The sequence below is a fragment of the Sphaerotilus sp. genome, from assembly GCF_031429695.1.
Lineage (GTDB): Bacteria > Pseudomonadota > Gammaproteobacteria > Burkholderiales > Burkholderiaceae_C > Sphaerotilus.
On sequence record NZ_JANPAB010000053.1, the window covers coordinates 53896 to 70372 of the forward strand.

The 16477-nt window shown below is 68.4% G+C and carries 17 protein-coding genes; 11 read left to right on the forward strand and 6 right to left on the reverse strand.

Features of this window, described 5'->3' with window-relative positions; genetic code table 11:
* The first annotated feature begins 115 nt into the window (after window positions 1-115).
* On the forward strand, window positions 116-562 hold the full coding sequence (locus RMP06_RS09220; protein ID WP_310461480.1) for a MarR family winged helix-turn-helix transcriptional regulator: 447 nt from the start codon (window positions 116-118) through the stop codon (window positions 560-562).
* Window positions 563-566: 4 nt separating this feature from the next.
* Here the strand turns inward: RMP06_RS09220 and RMP06_RS09225 are convergent, their stop codons facing one another.
* The 4 genes from RMP06_RS09225 to RMP06_RS09240 all read right to left on the reverse strand — a co-directional run bounded on the left by RMP06_RS09225 (window position 567) and on the right by RMP06_RS09240 (window position 4062).
* Window positions 567-1055 (reverse strand): GNAT family N-acetyltransferase, encoded by a 489-nt coding sequence (locus RMP06_RS09225; RefSeq protein ID WP_310461481.1) that lies wholly within the window; start codon window positions 1053-1055, stop codon window positions 567-569.
* A gap of 7 nt (window positions 1056-1062) precedes the next feature.
* Window positions 1063-1338 (reverse strand): type II toxin-antitoxin system TacA family antitoxin, encoded by a 276-nt coding sequence (locus RMP06_RS09230; RefSeq protein WP_310461482.1) that lies wholly within the window; start codon window positions 1336-1338, stop codon window positions 1063-1065.
* Between the two features lie 90 nt (window positions 1339-1428).
* Window positions 1429-3015, reverse strand: a complete 1587-nt coding sequence (locus RMP06_RS09235; protein WP_310461483.1) for a DUF4139 domain-containing protein — start codon at window positions 3013-3015, stop codon at window positions 1429-1431.
* Between the two features lie 117 nt (window positions 3016-3132).
* Complete coding sequence (locus tag RMP06_RS09240; RefSeq protein ID WP_310461484.1) at window positions 3133-4062, reverse strand: helix-turn-helix transcriptional regulator; 930 nt, start codon at window positions 4060-4062, stop codon at window positions 3133-3135.
* Window positions 4063-4209: 147 nt separating this feature from the next.
* Here RMP06_RS09240 and RMP06_RS09245 point away from each other — a divergent pair, with 147 nt between their 5' ends.
* The 10 genes from RMP06_RS09245 (at window position 4210) to RMP06_RS09290 (ending at window position 13974) form a co-directional block, all read left to right on the forward strand.
* Window positions 4210-4677 (forward strand): 4-hydroxylaminobenzoate lyase, encoded by a 468-nt coding sequence (locus RMP06_RS09245; protein ID WP_310461485.1) that lies wholly within the window; start codon window positions 4210-4212, stop codon window positions 4675-4677.
* Window positions 4678-4705: 28 nt separating this feature from the next.
* Window positions 4706-6301, forward strand: a complete 1596-nt coding sequence (locus RMP06_RS09250; RefSeq protein ID WP_310461486.1) for a benzoate-CoA ligase family protein — start codon at window positions 4706-4708, stop codon at window positions 6299-6301.
* 4 nt (window positions 6302-6305) lie between these two features.
* Window positions 6306-7118 carry an alpha/beta fold hydrolase gene (locus RMP06_RS09255; RefSeq protein ID WP_310461487.1) on the forward strand — a complete coding sequence of 271 codons (813 nt, stop codon included), beginning with the start codon at window positions 6306-6308 and terminating at the stop codon, window positions 7116-7118.
* Window positions 7119-7161: 43 nt separating this feature from the next.
* Window positions 7162-8322: an ABC transporter substrate-binding protein gene (locus RMP06_RS09260; protein ID WP_310461488.1), complete on the forward strand. Its 1161-nt coding sequence runs from the start codon at window positions 7162-7164 to the stop codon at window positions 8320-8322.
* Between the two features lie 30 nt (window positions 8323-8352).
* Window positions 8353-9219 (forward strand): branched-chain amino acid ABC transporter permease, encoded by an 867-nt coding sequence (locus tag RMP06_RS09265; RefSeq protein WP_310461489.1) that lies wholly within the window; start codon window positions 8353-8355, stop codon window positions 9217-9219.
* 7 nt (window positions 9220-9226) lie between these two features.
* The gene (locus RMP06_RS09270) at window positions 9227-10219 is read left to right on the forward strand and encodes a branched-chain amino acid ABC transporter permease (protein WP_310461490.1); all 993 of its coding nucleotides are present in this window, start codon (window positions 9227-9229) and stop codon (window positions 10217-10219) included.
* Window positions 10216-10977: an ABC transporter ATP-binding protein gene (locus tag RMP06_RS09275; protein ID WP_310461491.1), complete on the forward strand. Its 762-nt coding sequence runs from the start codon at window positions 10216-10218 to the stop codon at window positions 10975-10977. The genes RMP06_RS09270 and RMP06_RS09275 overlap by 4 nt, the downstream gene beginning before the upstream one ends.
* A complete protein-coding gene (locus RMP06_RS09280) occupies window positions 10978-11700 on the forward strand; it encodes an ABC transporter ATP-binding protein (protein ID WP_310461492.1) in 723 nt (240 codons plus the stop codon). It begins immediately after the preceding gene.
* 12 nt (window positions 11701-11712) lie between these two features.
* Window positions 11713-13512: a feruloyl-CoA synthase gene (locus RMP06_RS09285; protein WP_310461493.1), complete on the forward strand. Its 1800-nt coding sequence runs from the start codon at window positions 11713-11715 to the stop codon at window positions 13510-13512.
* A gap of 123 nt (window positions 13513-13635) precedes the next feature.
* Window positions 13636-13974 (forward strand): hypothetical protein, encoded by a 339-nt coding sequence (locus RMP06_RS09290; protein ID WP_310461494.1) that lies wholly within the window; start codon window positions 13636-13638, stop codon window positions 13972-13974.
* Here the strand turns inward: RMP06_RS09290 and RMP06_RS09295 are convergent.
* Both RMP06_RS09295 and RMP06_RS09300 read right to left on the reverse strand, forming a co-directional pair.
* Window positions 13869-15044, reverse strand: coding sequence for a GNAT family N-acetyltransferase (locus tag RMP06_RS09295; protein WP_310461495.1), 1176 nt, complete (start codon window positions 15042-15044; stop codon window positions 13869-13871). The two genes, RMP06_RS09290 and RMP06_RS09295, sit on opposite strands and share 106 nt — an antisense overlap.
* Window positions 15045-15237: 193 nt before the next feature.
* Window positions 15238-16182 (reverse strand): DMT family transporter, encoded by a 945-nt coding sequence (locus RMP06_RS09300; protein WP_310461496.1) that lies wholly within the window; start codon window positions 16180-16182, stop codon window positions 15238-15240.
* Window positions 16183-16477 lie beyond the last annotated feature (295 nt).

Here is a 16477-nt window from a genome sequence, read left to right on the forward strand (position 1 = left end):
CGCAATGCATTCCAGTGCGTGTTGTGTTGAATTCGGGTAAATACGGGGCCTTGCAGGGTTGAGTTGCTTGATTTATAGTTGATTGATCAAACATCAAGAAAGCATCTCCATGTCCATGTCCACGCCCAGCACCTCGCTCGAACTCTGCTTGCGCCTGACCCGCGCCTATGCTGTCCTAACCCGCCGCCTGGACAACAAGCTCTCCAGCGTCCACGGCCTGAGCTTCAGCGACTTCATGGTGCTGCACAGCCTCGCCCGCGCCGAAGGCAGCCGGCTGCGTCGCATCGACCTGGCCGAGCGCATGGGACTGACCGCCTCGGGCGTGACGCGCACGCTGCTGCCGCTGGAGAAGATCGGGCTGGTGGGGCGCGAGTCCGACCCGCGGGACGCCCGCGTCGGCTATGCGACGCTGACCCCCGCAGGGCAGGAACTGCACGGCTACGCGCTGGCGTCCGCCGAGGTGATCTGCCAGGACGCCACGCAGGCGGTGTCGGGCGAGCAGTTGGCGGCGGTGGTCGATCTGCTGGGGGGGCTGGCGGGGATCAACGCATCAAATGCCTGAGCGATCAAAGCGGACTGAGCCGCAGCATCAGCGTCATCGGGTGGATGGGAGAAGCCTGGAAACCGTAGTGCGCGTAGAACTGCCGCGCACGCTCATGCAGCGCATGAACCAGCAGTGCCCGCACCCCCGCATTTCGAGCGACACCCTGTGAACGCAGCACGGCGTCCTGCAGCAGGGCCGAGCCGACTCGTCCGCCCTGCGCACGCCGATCCACCGCCAGCCGGGCCAGCACCATGACCGGAAGCGGGTCCGGCATGTTGCGCCGAACCGCGCTGGTGGCGACTTCATGGGCCAGCGCGCCGGCTGCGAGCGCGTAATAGCCGAGGACCACGTCGTCGAGATCGGCCACGACGAACGTGCGGCTCGCCCCGCTCAGGTGGTTGGTCAAGGCCCGACGCCGAAGCCAATCGTCCAGAGAGGGCTCACCGCAATCGAATTCGGTCAGCCGGTGGTGGGTGCCCAGCGGCTGCGGTGCAGACAGTTCTTGCATCACCCGGACCTCAATCGGCCGACGGGTTCTGCCACGGTGCCTTGACCGTCAACAGTCGCTCCAGACCGGGATTGGCGGCCGGCGGTGCGTCCAGCCATGCGGTGAACTGCTGGAACTTGTCGTCGTCCAGGCGGAAGAACACCTGGTCCAGCACCACCGCCTGGGCGCGCTCGCACGCCGCCTCCAGCATGAAGTCCGAGCGGTTCTTGCCCAGCAGGTTCGCCGCATGGTCGATCAGGTCGCGCTGCTCGGGCAGCGCACGCAGGTTGATGGCGGCATCACGCATGGGGTTCTCCGGGATATGGATACACAACAGCTACACAAAGCATAAAAGCCTGTGTAGCCGATGTCAACACAGCTTGGCAGTCCCTACCCTTCACCGCCGCTCGATCACGGGCAGATCCTTCGCATGGCCGATGACGTACTCCGCCCCGAACCGCGCCTTCTGCCCCGGCGCCAGCGTCTGCGTCCAGGCGACGACACCGGGCTGGTCCTGCCAGTCGCCGGGCTGCGGCGCGGGGGTGAACTGGCGGGTGACGGTGATCTTCTCGTCGGTGCTGACCGGCGTCGCTTCGAGCACCTCCAGCGTCACCGGCGTGCGGCGGCGGTTCTCGACTTCGACGAGGCGGCCGACGCGGCGCTCGGTGCGGGTGCCGATGAAGCCGGCGCTGGCGGTCTGCTGCGTCACGGGCAGGTTCTGCACCCGCACCTGTTCGTCGCGCCCGAAGGACAGCGCCAGCGTCTCGCGCTCGCCCAGACGCCAGACCGTGCGGCCGACCACCTGCGTGCCGCGCAGCAGTTGCAGGCTGCCGTCGGGCCACACGCCGTCCGGGCGCGCCACCTCGGCGATGAGCCAGGCGCTCGGGTCGGCCTGCGGGACGGTCTGGACCTTGACGCGGGCGGGCCAGCGTTGCGTGCCGAGCGAGAAGGCCACGCGCTGTCCGCCCTGCGCGACATCGACCTGGCCGGGCACCTCGAACTCGGTGGCGAACTCGCCCTGGCGCACCTGCACGGCGAAGTCCATCGGCTCGGCCATCTCCGCCACCTGGGCCTTGCCGGCGCGGGCCATCATCGGCGCGGGGGCAGGCGCCGCCATGGCCATCGCGACCGGCGCGGCAGGCATCGGCGGCCGGGGCGAAATCTCCCAGCGGCGCGGCGCCGGCCCGCTGGTGGCCGACTGCGGCGAGCCGGTGGACAGCCGCAGCGCCACGCCGGTCCAGTCCTCGCCCGTGTTCTGGCTGACCTGCGCCTGGCGCTCCATCTCGACCGTCGCGGCAGTCGGGTCCAGCGTGGCACGGTAGGCCGGCGCCCAGGTCGGGCCGGCGGTCTGGTACTGCAGACGCAGCTCCCCTTCCGCCCCCGCCTGGAGCTGCACGCGCAACTGGCGCACCTCGCCGCCGCCGGGCTGCTGCCGTTCGCGCTCGACCTTCAGCGGGGCGAGTTCACGCTCCAGCTTCTCGCGCTCGCGCTGGAGGCGGTGCTGCTGCTGGTAGGCGTCCTGGCCGCTGCGCTGGACGAGGGTCAGGGTCGTGGCCAGCGGGGCGTTCGGCGTGCGCGTGCCCTCGCCAGAACCCAGTCCTTTCAGCAGTCCGAGCACCAGCTCCTGCGACGCATGTTCGGCCGCCAGCGCGGCGATGCGGTCCTCCAGCGCCGTGATGCGGCCGTCCAGCGGGCTGGTGCTGCACGCGGCGGATTCGCTGCGCGGGCGCGTGGTCGCGGTGACCGGGCCGAGGCGGATCGGGGCATCGGCTTCGATCCGCAGCGAGGCCATGTCGAACTGCGGACTCAGGCAGTTCAGCACCACCTCGCGGGCGCCGGCCGGCACGCGGGCGGTGCGCTCGACGACGGCGGTGCCGGGGTAGACGGTGACGCGGGCGATGCGCGAGGCCAGTTCGGCCGCCGTGCTGGTCAGCGACAGGCCCAGCAGCACGGTGGCGGCGAGGAAAGAAGGCAATGGCGTCATGGGAACCCGATCTGAGTGGAATCTGAACGAGGAGGGGCAGCGAGTCGAGGCGCATGCCCATCCCGTGACGCTGGCGCCGGTGCCGACCAAGGCGCGCTGAACCACGCCGCCGGTCGCTCAGGCCGGCAGCCCCAGCGTGCTTCGCAACCGCAGCCGCAGCGCGGCAAAGGTCTCCTGCAGATCCTGCGCACTGGTGTCGAACACCAGATCCGCCTTTTCATAGAACGACGCCCGCCCCGCCAGGATGCGCCGCAGATCCTCCATCGCCTCCTGGCTGCCCGCCATCGGGCGCAGATCGCCTTGCGCGGCCACGCGCTGCATGTGGTCCTCGGGTGTCGCCTGCAACCACACCGTGGTGCAGTGGCCGAGCAGCAGGTTGAAGTTCGCCGCGTCCGACACCAGCCCGCCCGGCGTGGCGATCACGACTTCGGGGTAGATCTGGATCGCCTCCTCCAGCGCCCGCCGCTCATAGCGGCGGTAGGCGTTGGTGCCGTAGAGGTTGTGGATCTCGCTGATGCTGCAGCCGGCAAATGCCTCGATCTGCCGACTCAGCTCGATGAACGGATAGCCGAGGTCGTCGGCCAGCATCTGTCCCAGCGTGGACTTGCCCGCCCCGCGCAGACCGATCAGCGCGATGCAGTGGCCGCGGCTGCCCTGCGCCGAGGTGCCGGCGGCAAACAGCCCGGCCAGCGCCTCGCGGGCGCGGCGCAGCTCGGCGTCGCTGCGGCCTTCGAGCAGCTCGCGGATCATCAGCCACTCGGGCGACGAGGTCGTCACGTCGCCGATCAGCTCGGCCAGCGAACACTGCAGCGCCCCCGCCACCTGCTGCAGCACGAGGATGGACGCATTGCCGGTGCCGTACTCCAGGTTCGCCAGGTGCCGCTCGGACACCTCCGACGCCAGCGCCACGGCCTTGCGCGTCAGGCCGCGACGGGCACGCAGATCCCGCACGCGTTCGCCTAGCGTGACCAGCAGCGGGTTCTTGGACTCGTCAGCCGAGGACGGGACAGCGGCCAACGCCGACGCTTCGATGGAGTTGACCTGCATGGGTGTCAGGGATCTAAGGGGAAACACTATGTATGCACTATATTGCTTGACACTAAACGAACCGGGAACTATCGTTCATTAAACGCACAATAGTGCATGTCTCTTCGGGCCGCAAGCCCTCCCCGATCAAACCCGGATCAAACCACCATGTCGCAAGCCACTTTCCGTGCCACGCTGGCCGAACTCGGTGCGCAGATCACCGGCCGGGCCCTCGATGCCGACCTCGACGCCTGGCTGAATCTGCACCATGGTGCAGGCAGTGACATCTACCAGCGCCTGGCCGAAGAGATGCACACCGGCGTGGCCGAAGGCTGGTTGTGCAACCGCGAAGGCGGCGGCATCCGCTACGGCCGCATCTTCAAGTCGGCCGATGATCTGGCGCGTTGCTCGGTGGATGTCGTGGCGATGGACAACGTGGTCGGCCCGCACCACCGCCACCCCCACGGCGAGATCGACCTGATCGTGCCGATCGATCCGGACGCCCGCTTCGACGGCCGTGGCGCCGGCTGGCTGGTCTACGGGCCGGGCAGCGCGCACCGCCCCACCGTGTCGGGCGGGCGGGCGCAGGTGCTGTACCTGCTGCCGCAAGGCGCGATCGAATTCACCGGCCTGTGACCCGATCCAGCCCGCAAAAGGACACCCCATGACCGCCCTGATCTCCGGCCAACCCTTCAACTTCGCGCAGCACATGCTGACGCTGAACGCCGGCCGCCCGGACAAGGCCGCCTTCCTCGACGACGTCGGCGCCCTCACCTACGGCCAGCTCGACGAGCGCGTGCGCCGGCTGGCTGGCGGGCTGCGGGCGCTGGGCCTCAAGCGCGAGGAGCGGGTGCTGCTGCTGATGCAGGACGGCAACGACTGGCCGGTGAGCTTCCTCGGCGCGATGCATGCCGGGCTGGTGCCGGTGGCGGTCAACACGCTGCTGACCGCCGACGACTACGCCTACATGCTCGAACACTCGCGGGCGCAGGCCGTGCTCGTCTCCGGCGCGCTGCTGCCGACGCTGACCGCCGCGCTGGTCAAGTCGGACCACGAGGTGCAGAAGGTCATCGTCTCGCGGCCGGCCGCGCCGCTGCACCCGGCCGAGGTCGAGTTCGAGGCATTCCTCGCCGCCCACGCTCCCGCGCAGAAGGCCGCGACCACCAGCGGCGACGACCCCGGCTTCTGGCTCTACTCGTCCGGCTCGACGGGCAGGCCCAAGGGCACGGTGCATTCCCACGCCAACCCCTACTGGACCGCCGAGCTGTATGGCAAGGGCGTGCTGGCGTTGACCGAGGACGACGTGTGCTTCTCGGCGGCCAAGCTCTTCTTCGCCTACGGGCTGGGCAACGGGCTGACCTTCCCGATGACGGTCGGCGCCACCACGGTCCTGATGGGCGAGCGCCCCACGCCGGACGCCACGTTCAAACGCTGGCTCGGCGCGACCGACACGCAAGCCGGCGTGAAGCCGACGGTGTTCTACGGCGCCCCGACCGGCTTCGCGGGGATGCTGGCCCACCCGAACCTGCCCGCCCGCGACGCGGTGGCACTGCGGCTGGTGTCGTCGGCGGGCGAGGCGCTGCCGGCCGACCTCGGCGAGCGGTTCCAGCGCCATTTCGGCGTGGACATCGTGGACGGCATCGGCTCGACCGAGATGCTGCACATCTTCCTGTCGAACCGCCCCGACGCGGTGCGCTACGGCACGACCGGCTGGCCGGTGCCGGGTTACACGGTGGAGCTGCGCGGCGAGAGCGGCGGCCCGGTGCCGGACGGCGAGCCGGGCGACCTCTACATCCAGGGGCCCAGCGCCGCGATGATGTACTGGGGCAACCGCGACAAGACCCGCGAGACCTTCCAGGGCGGCTGGACCAAGAGCGGCGACAAATACGTGAAGAACGCCGACGGCACCTACACCTACAGCGGTCGCAGCGACGACATGCTCAAGGTCAGCGGCATCTACGTCTCGCCGTTCGAGGTCGAGGCGACGCTGGTGCAGCACCCGGCGGTGCTGGAGGCCGCGGTGATCGGCGTGATCGACGCGGACGGCCTGACCAAGACCAAGGCGTTTGTCGTGCTGAAGCCCGGCGCCGAGACCGACGAGGCGGCGCTCAAGGCATTCGTGAAGGACAAGCTCGCGCCGTACAAGTACCCGCGCCAGATCGAGTTTGTCGAAGACCTGCCCAAGACCGCCACCGGCAAGATCCAGCGGTTCAAGCTGCGGGATCAGGAAAAGCAGGCAGACGCCAAGGCGCAGGGCTGACCCGATGGCCCACGGCATCGCCTTCGCAGACATCGACTGGGCCGGCCGCCCGGTGCGTGTCGAATACCGCCGCATCGACGCCCCAACGTCCACCGACGCCGCGCCGCCGCCGCTGCTGGTGTTCCTGCACGAGGGACTCGGCTCGCTGTCGATGTGGCGGGACTTTCCGGATCGGCTGTGCGCGCAGATCGGCTGCGCGGGATTGGTGTATTCGCGCCCAGCGTATGGGCAGTCCACGCCGAAACCCGCCGACGAACGCTGGCGGCCCGACTTCATGCACCGGCAGGCCCGCGAGGTGCTGCCGCCGCTGCTTGACGCGCTGGGCGTGTCGGCGCCGTATGCGCTGTTCGGCCACAGCGACGGCGGTTCGATCGCACTGCTGCACGCGGCGATGTTCCCGGAACGTGTCGCGGCCCTCGTCGTCGCCGCGCCGCACCTGTTCGTCGAAGACCTGAGCATCGCCAGCATCGAGGACGCCCGCACCGCCTACGCGACCACCGACCTGCGGGCGAAGCTGGGCAAGCACCACGTCGACCCGGATTCGGCTTTCCGGGGCTGGAACGACATCTGGCTCGACCCGGCTTTCCGCGACTGGAACATCGAGCGCGAGGTGGCTCAGGTCCGCTGCCCGGTGCTGGCTGTGCAGGGCCATGACGACCAGTACGGCACGATGGCCCAGATCGAGCAAATCGCCGACCTCTGCCCCGGCCGCACCACGCTGCTGAAGCTCGACGCCTGCGGCCACAGCCCGCACCGCGACCAGCCGGAAGCCCTGATCGACGCCGCCGCCGATTTCCTGCATCGTCACACCCGTTGAGACGTACTCATCGCCCTACCGCATCCGTTCAGGAGACATCACCATGACCGCTTTCTTCACCCGCACCCTCGTCGCCACCGCCCTGCTCTCGCTGGCCAGCGGCGCGTTCGCCCAGGACAAGATCAAGGTCGGCTTCATGCTGCCCTACACCGGCACCTTCGCGGCCCTCGGCGTGGCGATCGAGAACGGCTTCAAGCAGTACGTCGATGAACAAGGCGGCAAGCTCGGCGGCAAGACCATCGAGTTCGTCAAGGTCGATGACGAGTCCGATCCGTCCAAGGCCGCCGACAACGCCAACAAGCTGGTCAAGCGCGACAACGTCGACGTGATGGTCGGCACCGTTCACTCCGGCGTGGCGATGGCGATGGCCAAGGTTGCCAAGGACAACAACACGCTGCTGATCGTGCCCAACGCGGGCGCCGACGCCATCACCGGCCCCTTGTGCGCGCCGAACATCTTCCGCTCGTCGTTCTCGAACTGGCAGCCTGGCTTTGCGATGGGCAAGGTTGCCGCCGACAAGAAGATCAAGACCGCGGTGACGCTGACCTGGAAGTACGCGGCCGGCGACGAGTCGGTCAAGGGCTTCAAGGAAGGCTTCGAGGCGGGCGGCGGCAAGGTGATGAAGGAGCTGAACCTGCCCTTCCCCGGCGTCGAGTTCCAGGCGTTGCTGACCGAGGTCGCCGCGCTCAAGCCGGACGCGGTGTACGTGTTCTTCGCGGGCGGTGGCGCGGTCAAGTTCGTCAAGGACTGGGCGGCTGCGGGCCTGGGCGCCAACATCAAGCTGATCGGCGCGGGCTTCCTGACCGACGGCACGCTCGAAGCGCAGGGCGACACCGCCAAGGGCCTGCTGACCACGCTGCACTACGCCGACGACCTGACCAACGCCAAGGACAAGGCGTTCCGGCTGCAGTACGCCAAGACCTACAAGCTGCAGCCGGACGTGTACGCCGTGCAGGGCTACGACGCGGCGCAGATGCTCGGCGCGGGTCTGGCGGCGGTCAAGGGCGACGTGAAGAACCGCGATGGCCTCGTCAAGGCGATGGAAACCGCCAAGATCGACAGCCCGCGCGGCCCGTTCACGCTGAGCAAGGCGCACAACCCGGTGCAGGACTTCTACCTGCGCGAGGTCAGCGGCAAGACCAACAAGAACATCGCCATCGCCGTCAAGGGCCTGACCGACCCGGCCCGCGGCTGCAAGCTCTGATCAACGACTGACTGACAGCACCACGCTCCGATGGACCTCACCACCTTCCTCATCCAGTGCCTCAACAGCGTGCAGTACGGTCTGCTGCTGTTCCTGGTGGCCTCGGGGCTGACGCTGATCTTCGGGATCATGGGCGTGATCAACCTCGCCCACGGCAGCTTCTACATGATCGGCGCCTACCTGGCGTTCAGCTTGAGTTCGCTGTTCGGCAGCCTGCCGCTGGCGCTGCTGGTCGGCACCGTGCTGGCGGTGGCCTTCGGCTACGTGCTGGAGTGGGTGTTCTTCAGCTACCTCTATGACCGGGAGCATCTGCAGCAGGTGCTGATGACCTACGGGCTGATCCTGGTCTTCGAGGAGCTGCGCAGCATCCTGGTGGGTGACGACGTGCATGGCGTGGACATCCCCGGCTGGCTCGCGGGGTCCATCGCCATCGGCAACGGCATGACCTACCCGGTCTACCGGCTGGCGGTGTCGGCGGTGTGCCTGCTGCTGGCGCTCGGGATGTACGGGCTGATCAGCAAGACGCGCCTGGGGATGATGGTCCGCGCCGGGGCGACCAACCGCGAGATGGTGCAGTCGCTGGGCATCAACATCACGCTGCTGTACCGGGTGGTGTTCGCGGTGGGCGTGGCGCTGGCGGTGTTCGCCGGGATGATCGCCGCGCCGGTGTCCTCGGTCTATCCGGGCATGGGCGGGCAGGTGCTGATCATCTGCTTCGTCGTCGTCGTGATCGGCGGCATCGGTTCGATCAAGGGGGCGCTGGTCGCGGCGCTGCTGATCGGTTTCGTGGACACCTTCGGCAAGGTGCTCTGGCAGGAAGGGGCCGGTGCGCTGGTCTACGTGCTGATGGCGGCCATCCTGCTGTGGCGCCCGGCCGGTCTGTTCAAGGCAGGGTGATCCGGCGATGACTTCAACCAACTCCCAAAAATCTCTTTCTTCGCTGTCCGTGGCCGCCTGGCTGGTGGTGTTCGTGCTGCTGGCGGTGTTCCCGCTGCTGCCCGAGCCGATCGGCGGCAAGTTCCACACCGAGCTGCTCGCCAAGGTGATGATCATGGCGATCTTCGCGGCAAGCCTGCAACTGCTGGTGGGCTACACCGGCTTGGTGAGCCTGGGGCACGCGGCGTTCTTCGGCGTCGGGGCCTACGCGGTCGCCATGCTCGCACCGCTCGGCGAGGCGGGCAACGGCTGGCTGATGCTGGCCGCGGCGGTCGGCGGCGCCGGGTTGCTCGCGCTGGTGATCGGCGCGCTGGTGATGCGCACGCAGGGCATCTACTTCATCATGGTCACGCTGGCCTTCGCGCAGCTCGTGTTCTTCGTCTTCCACGACACGTCGATCGCCGGGGGCAGCGACGGCGCCTATGTCTACTTCAAGCCGGCGTTCACGGTCGCTGGCTGGCAGTGGATCGACCTGGAGCAGGCCAACAGCTTCTACTGGTTCGTGCTGGGCACGCTGGTGCTGGCGCTGGCGGTGCTGACGCTGCTGCTGCGGTCTCGCTTCGGGCACGCGCTGGTCGGCATCAAGCACAACGAGCAGCGGATGCGGGCCGCGGGCTACTCGACGCTGCTCTACAAGCTCGCGGGCTTTGTCGTCGCCGGGATGCTGGCGGGCGTGGCGGGTTTTCTCTACGCAGCGCAGTACGGCTTCGTCACGCCCGAGATCCTGTCCTGGCACCAGAGCGGCAACGCGCTGGTGATGATCATCCTCGGCGGGCTGGGCAGCCTGGGCGGCGCGGTGATGGGGGCGTTTGCCTTCGTGCTGCTGTCCGAGTGGTTCTCGTCGCTGACCAAGCACTGGCAACTGGTGTTCGGCAGTTTCATCATCGTCGCGGTGGCCTTGCTGCCGCAGGGGCTGGCGGGGCTGTGGTCGCGGTTGCAGCAACGCAAGGAGGCGGCATGAGCACCACCAGCACCACCACCGCGCTGTTCGAAGCGCGTGGCCTCACCCGCCGGTTCGGGGCGCTGGTGGCCGTGAGCGACGTGTCGGTCGCGCTGCACGAGGGCGAGATCCACGCCGTCATCGGCACCAACGGCGCAGGCAAATCGACGCTGATCAACCTGTTGTCGGGGGAGCTGCCGCCGTCGAGTGGCGCGGTCGTGCTGGGCGGCCAGGACGTGACCCGCTGGCCGCAGCCGAAGCTGGCCCACGCCGGCATCGGTCGCAGCTACCAGCGCAACAACATCTTCCTGCCGCTGACGGTGATGGAAAACTGCCGCCTCGCCGCGCAGGCCCGCGTGCAGCGGCCATGGGCGTGGTGGGAGTCGGCGCAGGCGTGCCGCACCAGCACCGGGCGGGCCAAGGCGGCCATCGAGCGCGCAGGACTCGCGGCGGTGGCCGGACGCACCGCGGCGAGCCTGTCGCACGGCCAGAAGCGCCAGTTGGAAATCGCGATGTGCCTCGCCACTGCGCCGCGTGTGCTGCTGCTCGACGAGCCGCTGGCGGGCATGGGGCCGGAGGAATCGCACCGAATGCTCGACCTGCTGCGCTCGCTGAAGAAGGGCCACGCCATCCTGCTGGTCGAACACGACATGGACGCGGTGTTCGCGGTCGCCGACCGCATCACCGTGATGGTCAACGGCGCGGTGATCGCCACGGGCACGCCCGACGCGGTGCGCACCAACCGCGACGTGCAGGCCGCCTACCTGGGAGGCCACTGAATGTCGGCACCATCGACTCCGCTCATCATCGACGCGCAGGGCGTGCAAGCCTGGTACGGCAGCAGCCACATCCTGCATGGCATCGATTTCAGACTTGCCCGGGGCGAAACCGTCGGCCTGCTCGGGCGCAACGGCATGGGCAAATCGACGCTGATCCGCACGCTGCTCGGCCACGTCCGCCAGCGCCAGGGCCGCATCCACGTCGCAGGCAAGGATCTGTCGAAAGGACTGCCGCACCAGGCCGCGCAGCTCGGCGTTGCCTACGTGCCGGAAGGACGCGGCATCTTCCCGACGCTGACCGTGCGCGAGAACCTCGTGATGGCCGCCCGCGCCGGCACCTCCGGCCAGAAGGACTGGACCTTCGAGCGCGTGATGGGCACCTTCCCGCGCCTGTCCGAGCGGCTGACCAACCTGGGGCACCAGCTCTCCGGCGGCGAGCAGCAGATGCTCTCCATCGGCCGCGCGCTGATGACCAACCCCGACGCGGTCATCCTCGACGAGGCCACCGAAGGGCTGGCGCCGCTGATCGTCGCCGAGATCTGGCGCGTCATCGCCGACATCCGCCGCACCGGCATCGCCACGCTGATCGTCGACCGCGACTACCGCAAGGTGTGCGCCGAGTCGGACCGGCTGGTGGTGATGCAGAAGGGGCGGCTGGTGCTGGAGGGCAGCTCCGACACGCTGCAGGGCAGTGCGGAGCTGGCGGGTTACCTGGGTGTGTAAGGAGACAAGACGATGGACCTGACCCTGTTCGGCGATGCGGCCGCGCTCGCCCCGCCGCGTGTCGTGCGTGAAGACCTGCCCGGCGGCGGCTTCATCCTGCGTTCGCCGGAGGCGCTGCAACCGTTCGCCCGCTGCATCGGCGACTGGCTGGAGCACTGGGCCGCGACAACGCCCGACGCGCTGTTCCTCGCCGAGCGCGACGCCACGACACCCGGCGGATGGCGCCAGCTCACCTACCGCCAGACCCGCGACGCGGTCGGGCGACTCGCGCAGGCGCAGCTCGACCTGCACCTGCCCGCCGACAAGCCGGTGGTGATCCTGTCGGACAACAGCGTGGACCACGCGCTGCTGATCCTGGCGACGATGCACCTCGGCCGTGTCGTCTGCACCGTCTCCAGCGCCTACTGCCGGATGACGAAGGACTTCGCCAAGATCCACGCCATCCTCGACGCGCTCGACCCGGCGCTGGTCTACGCCGGCGAGCCGGGCGTCTACGGCCCGCCCGTGCGCGCCTGGGAGCAGGGGCGCGGCGTGCCGGTGGTGTTCAGCCAGAACGCGGCGGCCTTCGACGGTGCGCAATCCTTCGCCGATCTGCTCGCCCGCGACGAGTCGCCTGCCGTGATGGCCGCCTTCGCCGCGATCCGCCCCGAGTGGCCGGCCAAGTACCTGCTGACCTCCGGCTCGACCGGCGTGCCCAAGGTCGTCGTCAACAGCCACCGCATGCTCTGCGCCAACCAGCAGCAGATCGCGCAGGCGTGGCCCTTCCTGACGCGCCAGCCGCTGCGGCTGCTCGACTGGCTGCCGTGGAGCCACACCTTCGGCGGCAACCACAACGTCCACATGGTGCTGTCGCACGGCGGCAGCCTCTTCGTCGATGAAGGCCGCCCGGCGCCGGGGCTGATCGAGAAGACGGTGGAGAACCTGCGCGAGGTGCGGCCGAACTTCCATTTCAATGTGCCGCGTGGCTTCGACATGCTGCTGCCCTACCTGGAGGCGGACGAGGCGCTGGCGCGGGACGTGCTCGGCGGGCTGGAAGGCGTGTTCTACGCGGGCGCCGCGCTGCCGCAGAGCCTGTGGTCGCGGCTCGAAGCGGTGGTGGCCCAGGTGCGCGACCGGCCGCTGTGGTTCACGTCGTCGTGGGGCGCAACCGAGACGGCGCCCGCCGTGACGAGCGTGCATTGGCGCATCGACCGCGCCGGCTGCATCGGGCTGCCCTTGCCCGGCATCGAGCTGAAGCTGGTCCCGAACGGCGGCAAGCTGGAGATCCGGGTGCGCGGGCCGAGCGTGTTCTCCGCCTACCGCCACGCGCCCGAGGTCACGGCTAAGGCGTTCGACGAGGACGGTTATTACTGCATCGGCGACGCCGCGAAGCTGGTGGACGACACCCGCCCCGAGCGTGGCATCGTCTTCGACGGGCGCGTGGCCGAGGACTTCAAGCTGCTCAGCGGCACCTGGGTCAGCGTCGGCACGCTGCGCATCCGTGCGGTCACCGCGCTGGCACCGCATGTGGCGGACGTCGTCATCACCGGCCACGAGCGCGAGGAGATCGGCCTGCTGGTCTTCCCGACACCGCAGGCCAGGGCACTGCCCCGCGTCGAACTCGACGCCCACATCCGCGCCGGATTGCAGGCGATGAAAGCCGAAGGTGGTGGCTCCTCCCAGACGCCAGCATGCGCGCTGATCCTCGATGAGCCGCCCAGCGTGGACGCGGGCGAGATCACCGACAAAGGGTATCTGAACCAGCGCGCCGTGCTGACGCGGCGGGCGCAGGCCGTGACCGCACTCCATGGTCCGGACGGACTGCGCGCCTGAACTGAACGAGTGCCACCAGAGAGTCAAAACCCGGTCGATCCGAGGCAAAACACCCCGCATCTGCAGGGCGCGGAGACAGAGGGATCGGTACCGACAGGAACCAAACGTGTTTAGCATGACCGCATGCAACACTTTCTGGTCATCCTGCTGGGCCTGCACCTGGGCATCGGGCTGCTGCTGCTGCAGGTCGGTCCGCTCAGCCACCTGATGCACGAGTCCCGTGAGGACGCACTGAACTCGCGCGTGATATTGGCCATTGTCCTGCTGCTGCTGTGGCCCTGCCTGTGGCCCACAGCCGTGTACCGGCCGCAGTTCGGCACCAGCGCGCTGACCTTCGGGCTGAACAGCGGGATGGGTCAGGCCGAGACGGACAACCGGTCGTCTTCGAGCGATGCCCTGGCCAGCGCGGGCTGGTTCCCGGCAACCGGCACCGGTGTGGGTGCCGACGACCGGCCGCGGTAATCCCGCCACCGCCGGCGCAGGTCAGTGCTCAGGAACAGCGCCCGTGCGGCCAGCGTCGGCGCGTACAGCCGCAGCGACTCGTGCGCCCGACACTGCCGGCTCCACTGCAGCTTGTAGTCCTCGTCCTGGCCGATGAAATCGAACTCGCGCACGCCTTGCGCGAAGTAGCGTTCCAGCCGCGCCACCAGCAGCATCACACCCGGCCGCCGCACCGTGAAGCCCGGATCGAAGCTGGTCTTGAGCCCGTAGACACGGCCACCCTGCAGCACATCCATGCTGTGCGCAGTCGGCACACCATCGATGAACAGCACGGCCGCCAGCACCTGGCCGATCTGGGCATAGCGCCCCATCAGATCGTCGTACAGCCGGGTTTCCCACTCGCGCTGGTCGAGTGACGAGCCCACGCGGCGCTTCCAGCTCGTGCGCTCGACGCTCAGCGCCAGCGCAAAGTAGGCGTCCATCTCGTGCGGCTGGGTGAAGTAGCGGACCTCCACATCCGGCGAGGTCATCACCTCCCGACGCCGTGCGCGCATGTTGCTGCGGAAGTTGCGGCTCTTGGTGGCGAGGAACTCGTCCAGCGTCCCAGGGCTGACGATGTAGGGAGAGCGTCCCTTGGGGATGCGCTCGACACCGCAGCCGGTCTGCTGTGCGGCGCGCAGCCAGGCGGTGTGCAAGGACGATCCAACCTCCAGCAAGTCAACGTCCAGCCAGCTCCAGGCCCCCTGCATGCCGCGCAGCGCCTGCAGCGTTTGCCGCACGGCCACCGAGGTGTCCAGTAACGTCAGCAGCCCGCCGTGCAGACAGAAGATGTTCGTCAGCGCCCCCACCTTCTTCCACACCAGCCCCATGCGCCGGTGCGTCGTGAAGCGCAATGGCCAGACCAGCAACAGCTCGCCGCAGACGTCCGTCTGGAACGCCACCTGCAGTTCGGCGGTGTTCAGGCGGTGGCCATGGATCAGGCTGAGGGCCCAGATCGGGCTCAGGTCGGGGGCTGCACCGACAGCAGTCCACAGGCGCAGCCAAGCCGCTTCATGCCGCTGCATGAAGGTATCCCAAGGCAGGAAGTTCATTGCTGCTGACGTCGCCATACCACATGGTTCCCCGAATGAAAATGCTGATTCGGGACCAGTTTAGGTGGCATTTTTGAAACCAACTTCCTCCCTAAATGCTATAAATAGCAGTTTGTGAGGAATTGTACGGATGCATACCCACTCAAACAGGGGGGCTCATCTTCCCGATCAACACCCGCCTGCGCTCTAACGCTCAGGCGGAACAGTTCGGCTGCTTGCGGGCCTGGGGTGGCAGGAGGAGGGCCGCTGCGGCGGCAGGTCGCGCCCGCTCGCGGCTGGACAACCAAGTGCCCAGGACGCCGCAACTGGTGATGATCGCGACGCCTCCAAGCGTGGCCGCGTCCGGCGCGTGGCCGAACCAGAGCCAGCCGACCAGCGTGGCGAAGACGATCTGGAAGTACAGGAACGGCGTCAGCGTGGCCGCCCCGGCGCGCATGTAGCCGAGGAGCAGCAGGAAGTGGCCCGAGGTGCTGAGCGCGCCGAGCAGCACCAGCAGCGCCCAGCCGGCCGGCGTGAGCGTCTGCCAGCTCCACGGCAGCAGCACGCTGGTGAGCACGGCGCCGGTCAGACCGGTGTAGAACTGGGTCGTCGTGGGGTCTTCGGTGCGCGCCAGGCGGCTGGTGATGAGCTGGAACACGGCGTTCGACAGCACCAGCCCGAAGGGCAGCAGCGCCGCCCAGCCAAGGTCATGCGTGTCCCCCTGGGGACGGATCACGACCAGCGCACCGGCCATCCCGCCCGCCAGCAGCAGCCAGCGCAGCGGCGAGATGCGCTCGCCGAGCGTGAGCGTGGCCAGCAGCGTGATCAGCAGCGGGGTGAGCATCACGATGGCGGTGAACTCGCCGACCGGCATCACCTGCAGGCTGAAGAAGGCCAGCACGCTCAGCGTCAGCAGGCTCAGGCCACGCAGCAGTTGCAGGCCCGGGCGCTGGGTCTTCAGCAGCGCGGTGCCACGGCGCGGCAGCACGGTCAGCGCGGTGAACCCGACCTGGAACATGTAGCGCGCCCACACCACCAGCCCCACCGAGGCGATCGCGCTGGCGACCTTCACGCCCGCGTCGAAACAGGCGAACTGGGCGACGGCGGCGATGACGAACAGGATACCGTGGAGGGGGCGGGAGGGGGTGGCGGTGGGCATGGAAGCGGGGGCAGCGGGCGAAGGCAGGACTGTAACGGGTAATGGAAAACCCTAACATCCGAGACGCCCAGCTTTTGCAGTCGCGCGTCTGCCAGTGGAATGACTCAGCGCGGTGATTTCGCACAAATTAGCGAGTCCATCACTTGTATACGTTCACGGCTTTGTTGCACAACCCACCCAGCCGGCCGGTGGTCGAGCGGTGAGGTAGGCTGACGGGATGAGCAAGCCGGCGAAGAAGAAGTACACGACGAAGAACTGGTCGCCCTACACGAAGGCGCTGAGAGCCAGGGGGTCG